The organism is Suttonella indologenes (genome assembly GCF_900460215.1).
Taxonomy (GTDB): Bacteria; Pseudomonadota; Gammaproteobacteria; order Cardiobacteriales; family Cardiobacteriaceae; genus Suttonella; species Suttonella indologenes.
The window spans coordinates 252,877-267,118 of record NZ_UHIA01000004.1 but is presented as its reverse complement, the minus strand read 5'-3'; the positions used below and the strand labels follow the sequence as shown (position 1 = coordinate 267,118).

At 52.1% G+C, this 14,242-nt stretch carries 15 protein-coding genes; 7 read left to right on the top strand and 8 right to left on the bottom strand.

All coding sequences use genetic code 11. The features are described from left to right. Positions 1–33 precede the first annotated feature (33 nt). The 6 genes from DYC63_RS05325 (at position 34) to glnA (ending at position 6,216) form a co-directional block, all read left to right on the top strand. Entirely contained in the window at positions 34–1,563 is a 1,530-nt protein-coding gene (locus DYC63_RS05325) for a L,D-transpeptidase family protein (protein ID WP_115218286.1), read from the top strand. A 14-nt stretch (positions 1,564–1,577) separates the two neighbouring features. Then, positions 1,578–2,105, top strand: a complete 528-nt coding sequence (fabA, locus tag DYC63_RS05320; RefSeq protein WP_115218285.1) for a 3-hydroxyacyl-[acyl-carrier-protein] dehydratase FabA — start codon at positions 1,578–1,580, stop codon at positions 2,103–2,105. A gap of 15 nt (positions 2,106–2,120) precedes the next feature. After that, complete coding sequence (gene fabB / locus DYC63_RS05315; RefSeq protein ID WP_115218284.1) at positions 2,121–3,335, top strand: beta-ketoacyl-ACP synthase I; 1,215 nt, start codon at positions 2,121–2,123, stop codon at positions 3,333–3,335. Further along, positions 3,328–3,993, top strand: a complete 666-nt coding sequence (locus DYC63_RS05310) for a hypothetical protein (RefSeq protein WP_115218283.1) — start codon at positions 3,328–3,330, stop codon at positions 3,991–3,993. Before fabB ends, DYC63_RS05310 begins: the two co-directional genes overlap by 8 nt. A gap of 2 nt (positions 3,994–3,995) precedes the next feature. Next, positions 3,996–4,664, top strand: coding sequence for an epoxyqueuosine reductase QueH (locus tag DYC63_RS05305; RefSeq protein WP_115218282.1), 669 nt, complete (start codon positions 3,996–3,998; stop codon positions 4,662–4,664). Positions 4,665–4,809: 145 nt separating this feature from the next. Then, entirely contained in the window at positions 4,810–6,216 is a 1,407-nt protein-coding gene (gene glnA / locus DYC63_RS05300; protein ID WP_115218281.1) for a type I glutamate--ammonia ligase, read from the top strand. Between the two features lie 77 nt (positions 6,217–6,293). Here glnA and agaF read toward each other — a convergent pair whose 3' ends face one another. From agaF to DYC63_RS05265, 8 genes are all read right to left on the bottom strand, one after another. Continuing rightward, on the bottom strand, positions 6,294–6,737 hold the full coding sequence (agaF, locus tag DYC63_RS05295; protein ID WP_115218280.1) for a PTS galactosamine/N-acetylgalactosamine transporter subunit IIA: 444 nt from the start codon (positions 6,735–6,737) through the stop codon (positions 6,294–6,296). Positions 6,738–6,842: 105 nt separating this feature from the next. After that, positions 6,843–7,775 (bottom strand): PTS system mannose/fructose/sorbose family transporter subunit IID, encoded by a 933-nt coding sequence (locus DYC63_RS05290; RefSeq protein WP_218564555.1) that lies wholly within the window; start codon positions 7,773–7,775, stop codon positions 6,843–6,845. Position 7,776: 1 nt separating this feature from the next. Further along, on the bottom strand, positions 7,777–8,583 hold the full coding sequence (gene agaW, locus DYC63_RS05285; RefSeq protein ID WP_072281010.1) for a PTS N-acetylgalactosamine transporter subunit IIC: 807 nt from the start codon (positions 8,581–8,583) through the stop codon (positions 7,777–7,779). 3 nt (positions 8,584–8,586) lie between these two features. Next, on the bottom strand, positions 8,587–9,069 hold the full coding sequence (gene agaV / locus DYC63_RS05280; RefSeq protein ID WP_072281009.1) for a PTS N-acetylgalactosamine transporter subunit IIB: 483 nt from the start codon (positions 9,067–9,069) through the stop codon (positions 8,587–8,589). 14 nt (positions 9,070–9,083) lie between these two features. Continuing rightward, a complete protein-coding gene (locus DYC63_RS05275; RefSeq protein ID WP_115218278.1) occupies positions 9,084–10,256 on the bottom strand; it encodes an AgaS family sugar isomerase in 1,173 nt (390 codons plus the stop codon). After that, positions 10,253–11,530, bottom strand: coding sequence for a class II D-tagatose-bisphosphate aldolase, non-catalytic subunit (locus DYC63_RS05270; RefSeq protein ID WP_115218277.1), 1,278 nt, complete (start codon positions 11,528–11,530; stop codon positions 10,253–10,255). The genes DYC63_RS05275 and DYC63_RS05270 overlap by 4 nt, the downstream gene beginning before the upstream one ends. Before the next feature lie 473 nt (positions 11,531–12,003). Further along, entirely contained in the window at positions 12,004–12,141 is a 138-nt protein-coding gene (locus tag DYC63_RS12595; RefSeq protein WP_172459428.1) for a hypothetical protein, read from the bottom strand. 188 nt (positions 12,142–12,329) lie between these two features. Beyond that, complete coding sequence (locus DYC63_RS05265) at positions 12,330–12,794, bottom strand: Lrp/AsnC family transcriptional regulator (protein WP_115218276.1); 465 nt, start codon at positions 12,792–12,794, stop codon at positions 12,330–12,332. 119 nt (positions 12,795–12,913) lie between these two features. Here DYC63_RS05265 and DYC63_RS05260 point away from each other — a divergent pair, with 119 nt between their 5' ends. Continuing rightward, complete coding sequence (locus DYC63_RS05260) at positions 12,914–14,185, top strand: D-amino acid dehydrogenase (RefSeq protein ID WP_115218275.1); 1,272 nt, start codon at positions 12,914–12,916, stop codon at positions 14,183–14,185. Positions 14,186–14,242 lie beyond the last annotated feature (57 nt).

Below are 14,242 nucleotides of genomic sequence, written 5' to 3'. Positions count from 1 at the left end.
CAAGTTTTTTGCATTCAAATTATAGGGAAATCTATGGCATTGCGCACTTCTCGTTGCATTCTCACAATAGCCGTTTTAGGGACTTTACTCACTGTTGCTCAAGCACAACAAATTGACGCGACTGAGGATAGTATTTTTGACGAGGCGCCGCCAAGTCTGGCGGATAATCTGCCGCCGGATGCCAATCCGGAAGACATCTTAAACGCTCAAACTATTGAAGCGGAGACAGTCGTCCCTGCACAACCCAGCATCCGCAGCGAGATGATGCCCTTCAACAGCCGCCGCATTCATCTGATGGAAGCCTTGCAACAGCCGCTTAGCAGCGTATCTATCAATCACAATGCCGTAAAGCTCAATCAGCCGCAACTGGTGGCCGAATTTTACCGGCGCGAGCAATTCCCGACCATTTGGACGCATGAAACCGTTCCCAATCCGATTATCGCGCAATTGCAGGAAGCGATTAAGGCATCCGCAGATGATGCCTTAAACCCTAATCGGTATCACGCAAACATTATCAATTATTTACAAGCCGGCACACATTATCAGGACATCACCGCTCTAGAGATTTTGCTCACCGATGCTTGGTTGTCCTTAGTCTATGATTTGGCCAACGGCATCGTGGATGCGAAAAAAATCGACCGCACATGGAATGCGCCCAAAGTCAGCCATGAGCAATTAGCCGCTTGGTTGGCAGAAGGCATCAATGCGCAAGACGTACTGAGCCCGATTCAGGCAATCAATGCACAAGATACCGCCTATCAAGCGCTCAAACAGCAATACATACTCAACCGCGATCAGCAGCTCAAAACCGATGATTTGGTCATCAATATGGAGCGTATTCGCTGGATGGCGCAGGATTGGCATGAGCAGCGCTACATTTTCGTCAATATTCCTTCTTATGAAGTCACCGTCGTTGAAAACGATAAAAACATCTATCAAACCAAAGCGGTTGTCGGACGCAAAGACCGTGCAACCCCGCGCTTTGTCGATCGTATGCGCCATGTGGTCATGAGTCCGACATGGACAGTGCCGCCCACCATTATGCGCAAAGACAAACTGCCGCAACTTATCCGCAATCCCGCCGCCTTTAACGGCAGCTACGAAGCCATTTCGCCCGGCGGCAAAGTCGTCAGACCCAGCGATGTGAATTGGAGCAGCGCCGGCACCAGTTACCGCCTGCGGCAGAAACCGGGCGGTCAAAACGCCTTAGGACGCGTCAAATTCCTCTTCCCTAACGAACATGCCATCTATCTGCACGACACCCCAAGCAAAGGCTTGTTCGGCAGAAGCAATCGTGCGCTCAGTTCCGGCTGTATTCGTCTGCAAGATCCCATGGATTTTGCCAACCTGCTCTTAAAGGGCAGTTCATGGACGCCCGAGAAAATCAAAACCGCCAGTAATCAAAGCAAAGAGCAATGGGCGAATCTACAAAAGCAAACCCCTGTATATTTAGTCTATTGGACGACTTGGGCAGATCCGAGCGGTAATATTCGCAGCGCAAAAGACGTGTATGAACTTGACGCGAAGCTCACAAATGCCTATAAAAAGGCGCTGGTAAATTAATCAAAGAGAACAATATGACCCCATTTAGTCCTAAAAACAGCTACAGCTACGAAGAACTCATCGAATGCGCCAAAGGCAATCTGTTCGGTGCAGGCAATGCCCAATTGCCGCTGCCGAATATGCTGATGATCGACCGCATCGTCAGCATTACCGCCGACGGCGGCAAATACGGCAAAGGCGAAATCATCGCCGAATTGGATATCCGCCCCGATTTATGGTTTTTTGCCTGTCATTTTGAAGGCGATCCCGTTATGCCGGGCTGTCTCGGCTTAGACGCCATGTGGCAATTGGTCGGCTTTTTCTTGGGTTGGTCCGGCGGCAAAGGGCGCGGACGCGCACTGGGCTGCGGCGAAGTCAAATTTGTCGATCAGGTGTTGCCGAGCAATAAAAAAGTCACTTATCGTATTGATATGAAACGCGTCATTATGCGCAAACTGGTGCTCGGTATTGCCGATGCCACCTTAAGCGTGGATGGCAAGGAAATCTACCAAGGCACTGATCTGCGAGTGGGATTATTCACCAACGAAGAACAGCAGCCTTAATCATTAAGGAGAATCATGAAGAGAGTCGTCATCACCGGCATGGGCATTGTGTCCAGCCTAGGCAATAACATCAAAGAAGTGTTGGATTCATTGCAACATTTGAAATCCGGCATCCGCTTTTGCGAGACCTACCGCGAATTAGGTCTGCGTTCGCAAGTACATGGCAATATTAAAAATCTGGATTTCAAAGAGTTTATCGACCGCAAAGCCCTGCGCTTTATGAGCAGCGCCGCCGCCTATTGCTACATCGCTATGCAGCAGGCTATCGAGCAAGCCAAGCTGACAAAAGCCCATATTTCTCATCCGCGCACCGGCTTAGTCGTCGGCAGCGGCGGTGCGGCGGCATCAGTGCAAGTCGAAGCGGCGGACATTCTACGCAACAGCGGCGTCAAACGTATCGGTCCTTATGCCGTGACCAAAGTTATGGGCTCGACCACTTCCGCCTGCTTAGCCACGCCTTTTGAAATCAAGGGCGTCAACTATTCCATGAGCAGCGCCTGCTCAACTAGCGCGCACTGCATCGGCCATGCGGCGGAACTGATTCAAATGGGCAAGCAAGATATTGTTTTTGCCGGCGGCGGCGAAGAAGAACATTGGGCCATGACTTCCCTGTTTGATGCCATGGGTGCGCTTTCCAGCAAATACAACGATTCCCCCGAACTCGCCTCGCGCGCCTACGATGCCGATCGCGACGGTTTTGTCATCTCAGGCGGCGGCAGTATTTTAGTGCTTGAAGAATACGAACACGCCAAAGCGCGCGGTGCGGAAATCCTCGCCGAAGTCACCGGCTACGGTGCGACCTCCGACGGCTACGACATGGTTGCCCCCTCCGGCGAAGGCGCGGTACGCTGCATGCAAATGGCACTCGAAACCCATAAAGGCACAGTGGACTATATCAATGCGCACGGCACATCCACACCCGTCGGCGATATGCGCGAACTAGAAGCGATTAAAGAAACCTTCAAAAACCAAGATATTCCGCTAATCAGCTCGACCAAATCCCTTTCAGGACATGCCCTAGGCGCAGCAGGAGCGAACGAAACCATTTACAGCCTGCTGATGATGTTAAATGACTTCGTTACCGCCTCGGCGAATATCTTCACGCTTGACGAAGCGGCGGACAAACTGCCGATTGTGCGCGAAAACATTCATAAAACCCTTAATGTCGTCATGAGCAACAGCTTTGGCTTCGGCGGCACTAATGCAACCTTGATTTTGAGCCGTGTTTAAAAAAATCATTCTCCTTATCTGCTTGGGCGCAATCGGCGCCCAAGCACAGCAGACCAGCTATGATAGCTACGGACGCTTAATGACCGATTACGAACAAGTCCAACGCGACCGTGAAGCCGGCGTTTTACAACGCGGCGGCTACGATCCGCACGCTGCCGCCGTGGGCGCCGCGCAAAGACAGGCACGCGCAGGCAATGCACCTACCATTGGCAACAGCAACACCCCCAATCAAAACGGCATATCCGACCGCAGCATCTACCGCTGCAAAAACCAAGGTCGCGACGTCTATGTCGATGAAGACGGCAAACGCAAATTCAGCCAATGCCAACTCATCCGCCGAGGCAAAGCCGAAGAAGAATTCGTCGCACAGCAAGCCCCGACTCAGGCCGACCCTAGCCGCGCCGATGCGCAAACCCATCTCGTACCTTCTGCTTACGCAAGCACGCAAGCCCCTGCCGAGGAAGCGGCATTCAGCCAAGCCGAAGTCCATATCCCTACGATTAACGCGCAAGGCAGCGGCAATCTGCCTTGCAGCGGTGCAATCCTGTACAAAGGCAGCACCTATATTTTCAGCGAACACGAACCCTGCCCGATTCCGGCAGACGTATTTAATCAACGCCGCCCCATTGAAGCAGAACCCAATTACTACTTGGAATAAACATGCAATTACACGAACGCCCCAAACTCGTTCCGCCCGACGGGCATAACAAAGTCTTACTGCATTCCTGCTGCGCGCCCTGTTCGGGCGAAGTCATGGAAGCCATGCTCGCCAGCGGCATCGATTACACCATTTTTTTCTACAACCCCAACATTCATCCGCGCAAAGAATACAATCTGCGCAAAGATGAAAACATCGCCTTCGCGGAAAAATTCAACATCCCCTTTATTGACTGCGACTACGACAGCGACAACTGGTTTGCCCGCGCCAAAGGCATGGAATGGGATCCCGAACGCGGCGCGCGTTGCAGCATGTGCTTTGACATGCGTTTTGAGCGCACCGCCTTATATGCGCATGAAAACGGCTTTCCCGTCATCACCAGTTCTTTAGGCATCAGCCGCTGGAAAAACATGCAGCAAATTAATGAAAGCGGTATTCGTGCGGCAGCCCCCTACCCTGACGTGCAATATTGGACCTTCAACTGGCGCAAAGGCGGCGGCAGCCAACGCATGATAGAAATCAGCAAACGCGAAAAATTCTATATGCAGGAATACTGCGGTTGCGTATATTCCCTGCGCGACACCAATGCGTGGCGTATCAGCAAAGGACGCGAAAAAATCAAAATCGGCGTCATGTATTACGGCGAAGACGATACGCCTGAACAAGCCTAAGCGGCGGCATACGGCGCCGCCTTCTCAATCCAAGAGGCTTTATTTTTAGCCCGCAATGATGCAAAATACCGCGTTTGTTTTTAAAATCAGCATAAAAACAAAGTGATAAAAAGGCTTTGTTGAATCTATCGAAGGGAGTAATGCTATGAATATTGACAGTATTTTGAAATTAATTGAAGAAGAAGAGGTTCGCTTTGTCGATCTGCGCTTTACCGATACGCGCGGCAAAGAACACCACATCAGCAGCCCCGCCTCCAGTATCGACGAAGATTTTTTTGAAGAAGGCAGAATGTTTGACGGCTCTTCTTTTGCCGGTTGGAAAGGCATCCACAACTCGGACATGATTTTGATGCCCGACCCTGCCACCGCCTACATCGACCCCTTCTATCAGCATAAAACCCTCGTCATCACCTGCGATGTCATCGAACCCGATACTATGCAGGGCTATGCCCGCGATCCGCGCTCCACCGCCCGCCGTGCCGAAGCCTATCTGCAATCCTTAGGCATTGCCGATACCGCCCTTTTCGGACCCGAAAACGAATTTTTCGTCTTTGACGAAATGAAATTCAGCAGTGCCGCACATAAAGTCATGTTTGAAATCATCACCGAAGAAGGCTATTGGAACGGTGAAAAAGACTATGACACCGGTAATAGCGGGCATCGTCCCAGACAGAAAGGCGGCTATCTGCCGGTAGCGCCGGTGGATTCGCTGCAAGATTTGCGCGCGGAAATGTGCGAACTCTTGGAGCAAGTGGGACAAAGCGTGGAAGTGCAGCATCATGAAGTCGCCACGGGGCAATGCGAAATCGGTGTGCGTTTCAACACCTTAGTACGCAAAGCCGATGAAGTTCAGCAGTTGAAATACATTATTCACAACACCGCTCATGCCGCCGGCAAAACCGCGACCTTTATGCCCAAGCCCATCGTCGGCGATAATGGCTCGGGCATGCATGTGCATATGTCTTTGGTCAAAGACGGCAAGAATCTCTTTAGCGGCGACGGCTACGGCGGCTTATCCGACATGGCGCTTTACTACATCGGCGGCATCATCAAACATGCCCGTGCCTTGAATGCCTTTACTAATCCTTCAACCAACAGCTACAAACGTTTGGTGCCGCATTTTGAAGCGCCGGTAATGTTGGCTTATTCGGCGCGCAACCGCTCGGCTTCGGTGCGCATTCCTTATATTACCAATCCTAAGGCGCGCCGCATTGAAGTGCGTTTCCCCGATTCCAGCGCCAATCCCTATTTGGCATTCGCCGCCCTGCTGATGGCAGGCTTAGACGGCATCAAAAATAAAATCCACCCCGGCGAAGCGATGGATAAGGATTTATATGATTTACCGCCGGAAGAAGCGGCAAACATTCCGCAAGTGGCGTTTTCATTAGAACAAGCCTTGGACGCGCTGGAAGCCGACTGCGATTTCTTAAAACAAGGCGGCGTATTTAACGACGATTTACTTGAAGGCTATATTGCCCTCAAACGAGAAGAAGTGGCGAAAATGCGTTTGCAAGTCCATCCTTTGGAATTCGAACTGTACTACAGTTGCTAATACAAAGTTGCTAATACAAAATTGAAGCGGCAAGATCAAATTGCCGCTTTTTTTATCTTCATCTCTCGCTAAAATCCTTAAATGCCGTCGTCGTCGATGACGACAGGATTGTTTTTTATCCGACTTTGCAATAAGGCGGAGTAGCGGGCGATGCTGTCGCGGGTGTTTTGCACGAGGTTTTCGGCGAAATCCGCCACGTTCTCCGCTTCGTCGCGTTCCATCACGGCTTCAATCAGCATGGGCAGATTCATGCCGCTGATGATTTCGCAGTCGGGGCGTTCGTTGGCAATCAATGCGGCTTGGCGGAAGGGGGTGCCGCCCATGATGTCGGTAAAAATCAATATCGGCTTGTCTTGGCAGGCGGCGACGATGTTTCGCAGGGATTGGGCAAGACTTTCGCTGCTCATGCCTTCGGGGAAGTTGAGGCTGTGGCAGGCGTTAACTTCACCTGCCAAGAGTTTGAGTCCTGACAGAAGACCGTCGGCGATTTGTCCGTGCCCGCAGATGATGAGATGTATCATTTTGCTTCCTTATTAATCTGTTTTCATTCGGAACAAGGCGTAATGCCCTGCCCCGATTTACCGAAAAAGCACAGGCGGCGCTTGGCGCCGCCTGTCTATTGTCGCTTAATTGCCCCAAGGTTTGCCGAATAAATTGCCGCGTTCCATTAAGACGGCAGGGTCGATGATTTCCCAGCCGAACATGGTTTTCAGCAGCACCGGCAACAAGGTGCAAACTAAACCGAAGACAACGGTCATGATGACCAATTTCAGCGGTGAGCTGCCTTTTTTAATCCGCCACAAAATGAAGAGCGTCCATAAGAGCGGCAGCAATGCCGGCATGATTTTATCGACCAAATCGCCTTGCAGGGTGTAGACAAAGGTGGCGTCGCCGGCTTTGCGTACCAGTTGCAGACCTGATTCCAAGCGGACATAGCTGGCGGTCATCGCGCCGATTACCATCAAACCGACGATTGAGGCGGCATGCGCCAGTTTTTTGGTTTGGTCTTTGAGGTTTTTAATCGCCGATACGCCCATTTTGTAGCCGTAGCTTGCCAAGCCGAAGCGCAGGGAGAAATGCACGACGTTAAACAGCACAAAGAAGAAGATCGGCCCCAGCCACGAACCTTGCAAGGAGAAGGAAGCACCGATGCCGCCGCAGATAGAGAGCAGGGTCAGCCAGAATACGGCGTCGCCGATGCCGCCGCCCGGCCCCATGGTGGAGACTTTAATCGCGCGGATGGTGTCGATGCGTTCTTTGGCTTCTTCCATTGCCAGCACCAGTCCCGAGATGAAGGTCACCAAGAGCGGATGGGTGTTGAAAAATTCCAAGTGCATTGCCATAGATTTTTTCAGGTCGTTTTCGTTTTTGTGGATTTTGCGCAGCGAGGGCAAGATGCTGTATAGCCAGCCGTTTGCCTGCATGCGTTCGTAGTTGAAGGAGGCTTGCAGGAAGAGCGAGCGCCAAGCCATGCGGCGCAGGTCTTTCGGGGTAATGACTTTAGGTGCGCTTAAATCTTCATAAGCACCGCTGACGATTTCTTTTTGATGTTCACTCATTTTAGATACCCTCTTCATAATCTTCGGATTTATCGGCTTTGGCGCTGCCTTGCGGCACGGCTTCGCGCAGATAGTATTCAATCAGGGCAAATGCCACGCCGACTAAGGCAATCGCCAGCAGCGGTTGTTGGAAATAGGCGGCGAGCAAAAAGCCCATGAGGAAGTAGGCGATGTATTGGCGTTGTAACATGATGTTAAGCAGGATGCCGAAGCCGATTGCCGGCATCAGTCCGCCCGCCATTTGCAGTCCGTCGGTAATCCATTTCGGAATCAGGCTGACTAAGCCGCGTGCGGCTTCCGCGCCGAAGTAAATCGCTGCAAAGGCGATGAAGAAGTAGAAGACGAATAAGATGCTCATGCCGAGATAGTTCAGATTGGCAATGCCTTTGAAATTCAGGGTTTGCGCATATTTATCCGCGGTGCTCATCAGCGGCGAGAAGGCGGTGAATAAGAAGGTGATGCACATTTGCACGAATACCGCCGCCGGTATCGCGACCACAATCGCCTGTTCGGCGGTTTGTCCTGTGGCAATCACAAAGGCGGTGCCGATGATGCCGCCCAGCACCACGTTCGGCGGCTGCGCGCCTGCCAGCGGCACCAAGCCCATCCACATCAGCTCGAAGCTCGCTCCTGCGACCAAGCCCGCCTGCGGATTACCTAAGAGCAAGCCGACAATCGGACCGGCGATAATCGGGCGGTGGATATGGGTAAGCACGTTAAAGAGGTCAATCCCTGCAATCCCTGCAAAGATGGCGACCGCCAAAGCCTGCCAAAGGCTGAATTGGGCAATGATTTCTGTGGCTTCCATGGTTTACTCCGTTTCAAGCAGTTGAAGAATCGGCACTTTTTTATCATCGGGCGTGCCTTGTGCGGTACAGGGAACGCCTTTTGCTTCCAGCGCCTTAAAGCAGCGGACATCGTCTTCGGTGACGGAAATCACTTTCGAGACTTGCCGCTTGCCTTCGGCAAAGTGCAGGTTGCCGACGTTGATTTTGTCAATCGGCACGCCACCTTCTACCAATTTCAATGCGGCTTGCGGATCACGCACAACCAGAAAAATTTTCTGTCTGTCCGCCGCTTTGTGAATCACATCAATGGTTTTCTGCAGGCTGAAGAAACGCGATTCCGCACCGCCCGCAATCGCCATTTCCATCAGGGCTTGCTGGGTTTCGTCATTCGCCAGCTCGTCATCGGCGACGAGAACCAAATTCGCGCCCAGCCAATTTGTCCACGTCATCCCGACCTGCCCGTGAATCAGGCGGTTATCGATGCGCGTCAATAAAATATTAGGCATATCTCTCTCCTTTTTTATGATGTCGAATAAGGGTATAGGCGAACGCCTTTCACCACGCGGTTCACTTGTCCGCTGGGGTTGGGATTATCGGGGGAAATGCGGCGTTCAATCGCGGCACGCAGACCGAGCAATTGCGCGTATTGCACCGCCAAGACCGCCAGATAGTCGTCGCTGAAGCTGTCGCCTGCCGCCGCATAGGGTAGCGCAATGACGCTCGGATGCGCCGCAATATCCTCAAAACGCGCAAAAAATTCCGCACTTGCCGGCACGACGATTGCCGCCGCGCTGCCGTCATTGGCTAATTCGCGGATGATGTCGGCGTCAAATTGTTGGGTATAGGCATGATTGCTCGGCAGAACCATAACCGCCGTTTGCGCATTAATTAGGGATTTCGGTCCGTGTCGGAAGCCGAGCGAGGTTTCCGCCATGGTGGGAATCGCGCCCGCGGTCATTTCCAAAATTTTCAGCGCACATTCGCGTGCCGCGCCGTAAAGCGCACTACTGCCTAAGAAAATCAGACGCTGCGCTTGTAGCAAGGTGTCCGCCGTCGCGCTGTGATAAAACTGACGGTTAATCTGCTGCGAAGCCTCGGCAAGCGCGCTAAAGTCCGATGCCGCCAATCCGAGGGCTTGGCGGCATAAGGCGGCGGTGTAGAGCGTCATGGTAGAAAAGCTGGATGTCATGACAAAGCTGGCGTCATGGGTTTGCGGCGGCATCAGCAAACTATAGGTGCGTCCGTCCAGCGCCAATTGTCCCTGTGCATTGCAAGTTACCGCATAAGGCTGCATTTTTGGCGCGACAATCGCCAGTTTTTCAATACTGTCCACACTTTCCGGCGAATTGCCCGAACGCGCAAAGGTAAAGAAAATTCCTTCGGCATGACGCGGCAGACGGTCGGCAGGTTGGGCGACAAAATCGGTGCTGGCAATCGCTTGGCAATGCGCGGCGGCAAGCGGCGCAATCAAGGGCGCGACAATATCGCCGACATAGGCGGAAGTGCCGGCGCCGCTAAAGATGACCGTCGCCTGCGGATTGTTCAGCGCAGCGGCAAGCGGCTGCAATGCGGCTTGATCATGCTGTAATAATTGGGGAATTTCCAACCAAGCCTGTGCCTGTCCGCTGATTTCCCGTGCGGTGGCTTGCGCGCCCTGCGCCTGAAAATAAGCAATATCTTTGTCTGCAATCATGCGCCTGCTCCGTCTGTGGCTGAATAATAGGGCTCGAGAGCAAAGCGGATATGCTGCTCAATCAAATTGGCGGCACTGAAGGCTTCGCCGTGATTGTGGCAGACTTCTACCGCCTGCGGCAGATATTGATGCAAAACGCCGTAAGGCAGCTCGGCTTGGTCAAAGGCTTGATGGAATTTGGCAATTTCTGCCTGCACCGCCGCCTGCGGCCAGTAATAACGCATACGATCGGACAGACTGTAAACGCGCAGCAATGCCTGCTGCTGCGCATCGCCGTGATAATATTTCTGCCAACGCGAAGGCTCGGCCAGCATCGTGGCTTCCATGACCGCCGCCACATCGGCAGCCGCATCGGGATAAACCGCCAGCAAGGCGCGGTTAAGCGCATACAGGGCTTCGCGATAAGCGAAAGTCAGCGCCGGTCCGACTTTTAAAATCGCAAAATGATCGCGCACCAATTGGGCGAGATGATGGCGGCTTTGGTAATCGGTGGAATGCGCTTCAAAAACCGCATGGGGGAAAGTCTCCGCCAAAGCCACCAATTCGCGCGCTTTTTCAGGTACATAATCCACCACTTGCAGATGATCGAATTCCACACCGGGCTGCACCACCAAGCCGATAACGCGCGGCCAAACCGCGCTTAAACCTTCCTGTGCAAAGACTTCCTGATGCACCGCCAAGGTTTTTGCCGCAGCAGCGGCGGAAGTCGGCGTAATGCCCTCGATATCTTCCTGCGCACCGCCCGGCACCGGCACTTCCGTGCCCACGATATAGACAATATCCTGATTCGGCGCGGCGGCTTCGGCAATTTTGCACAAACGCGCGGCACGGGTGGCAACGGTCAAATCGTCCAACGGCACAGGGTCGTCGGCGCAGCTCATACTGCAATCCAAATGGATTTTCTGAAAACCTGCCGCCGCGTATTGGCGCAGCAATTCTTCCGCCTTGTGCATCGCTTCTGCCGCCGTTTCGTGCTGCCAAGCATTCGGCCCGAGATGGTCGCCGCCAAAAACCAGTTTTTCCAAAGGAAAACCGCAGTCGGCAATCAATTGCCGCGTTTGGGCGATAAATTGCGCAGGGGTCAAACCCGTATAACCGCCGAATTGATCGACTTGATTGGATGTGGATTCGATTAAGAGAACGGCATCATGGGCTTTAGCGGAGGCAGCGGCAGCGCGCAACACCGCCGGCAAAGCACTACATACGGAAGTGATGCCGCCTTTGCCGCTCCGCTTATGCTCGGCGACGCGCTCGGCTAAAAGATGTGGCTTCACAAATACTCCTTTCTGCTTTAGCAGGTCATGTTTCAACACACAGAGCGACACATAAAGCGTCGCTCTACGTGTTGCCCTGAATTGGAAGAGGTTACACCTCTCCCACAAGATTATCCTCCCTAAAGGGTTTCAACCAGTAAGGAAATTTTGATGAAATCAGCAGCGGCAACATCATGCGGCGTTTTCATCACAATCGGCATCATGCGGCGCGACTTTGTTAAAAAACCTTTAGGTTTTGAATTATAGTCTTGTCAATATACAAATACAAACAGAAATGCTCAAAAAATTTTCTATTTTCTGCAAAAACAAACAAATCAAAGTATTAGCGGCGATAAGAAAAAAGAATTAGCGCTATTTTTTTATCTTTTCCTTGAAGCCGATGATTACAAAGCGTAAACTTTTTCAGGCGGCAAAATCGCCTTCCAACAATGGCGCGATCCGCAAGACAAGCAATGGATAAAAATCGAATATTTCTACCAAAGCACCGAGCAGCTGCGCCAAGCGCAAGCGCTTAGCGACAGCAATCCGCCGCAGCGCGTCACTTTGGAAATCGCCAACTGCCCTGTGAATACGCAAGGCTTCTGCGCCTTAGAAGATTTCAAACAAGCCATGCGCAAGGCTTTGCAATAATCTTCCCATAGAAAAAACCGCCGCTATAGTCTCTTCAGATTAAAATGATATGCCTTAACACAACATATTGAAATATTTTTCAATATGTTGAAAATTTTTATTGTCTCATTTTAATCTGAAGAAACTATAAATAGCGGCGGTTCTCATTTGTCGATGAGGCATGGCGGGATTAAGGTCGCCAATAAAAATCCTCTTCGTCTTTCACTTCTTCCATGACCACATAGCTGCGGCTTTCAATCGCGGCAGGTAATTGCAGCAAAATCCCGCCCAAGACTTCGCGATACGCCGCCATATCCGGCAGACGCAGTTTCAGCAGATAATCGTATTCGCCGCTGATGAGATAGCAACCTAGCACCTGCGGAATTTTGCGCACTTCGCGGCGGAAATCATCAAAAGTATGCCCTGATTTGCTATGTAGCTTCAGCTCCACAAATACCAGCAAACCCAAACCCAAAGCGGCAGGATTCAACCTTGCCTGATAACGCAGAATCACGCCGCTTTGCTCCAAGCGGCGCACACGTTCCGTTACCGGCGACACGGACAGTCCGACTTTTTCCGCCAAAGCCGTCATCGACAGACGGGCATTGCCTTGCAGCAATTGCAGAATCTTATGGTCAATTTTATCTAATTGCATATTTTTTCCTGTTTATTAGCCGAATTACCGATGAAAAACCTTTTTTTACGACAAAAATAAGTGAAAAATATTTTAGCACTTGCTTAGACTATAAGGCTTATTTTAAAGAGGAGTGATGAATGAAAGTCGTGATTTTAGGCGCAGGTGTGGTAGGGATTGCCAGCGCATGGTTTTTGCACCACCAAGGACATGAAGTGTTAGTGATTGACAAACATATCGGCGCAGGCTTGGAAACCAGCAAAGCCAATGCCGGACAATTATCTTTCGGCTATACCACGCCTTGGGCGGCGCCGGGGATACCACTGAAAGCGGCAAAATGGCTGCTGCGCAAACATTCGCCGCTGATTATGCGCCCCGACGGCAGCCGCTTTCAGATGCAATGGCTGTCGCAGATGCTCGCCAATTGCAGCGAAGCGCGTTATAAGGAAAATAAGGCGCGCATGGTGCGGATTTCCGATTACAGCCGCGCGATGTTTGCCGAATTTCAGGCGGCAGGCATTGATTACGAAGGACGGCAGAAAGGTACTTTGCAGATTTTCCGCAGTCAAAAAGAAGTCGATGCCGCGGCGAAAGACATGGAGATTTTGGCGCAATACGGCGTGCCGTTTTCCCTGCTCAATCCGCAGGAAATGTTTCAATTCGAGCCGGCATTAAGCGGCGCCGCCGCCCCGATTGTCGCCGCCCTGCATCTGCCGCAAGACCAAACCGGCGACTGCCATTTATTCACCACGCGCACCGCGGCACGCCTGCAGACCGAGGGCGTACAGTTTTATTATGAACATGCGATTGAAGGCTTTAACACGCAGGGCGGCAAAATCGAAGCCGTGATTGCCGGCGGCAAAACTTTTACCGGCGATGCCTTTCTCTCCGCCTTAGGCGCTTACAGCCGCCCCATGCTGCAAGCCCTGCACTTGGATATTCCCGTTTATCCCGTCAAAGGCTACTCTCTCACCTTGCCGATTATCGACACCGACCAAGCTCCGCAATCCACCATTATCGACGAAACCTATAAAGTCGCCATCACGCGCTTAAACGAACGCATCCGCGTCGGCGGCATGGCGGAACTCTGCGGCTATGATTTGCAATTGCGGCAGAAACACCGCGAAACGCTGGAATTGGTCACGCGTGAGTTATTCCCGCAGGGCGGCGATATGGCACGCGGCGAATTTTGGTGCGGACTGCGCCCCAACACGCCCGACAGCACGCCGATTATCGGCAAAACGCCCTATGCCAACCTCTTCCTCAATACCGGACACGGCACGCTGGGCTGGACGATGTCCTTAGGCGCAGGACGTCTGATTGCCGACATCATCAGCGGCAAGACGCCGGAAATCGAAGCGGAAGACTTGGGATTGTCGCGCTATCGTCGAAGAGGCGGAGCAGTCGCATAAAGCCGCACTGTTTCAATTCTTCGGCGACACACATGATGGAGAATATAGTCAAAGAAT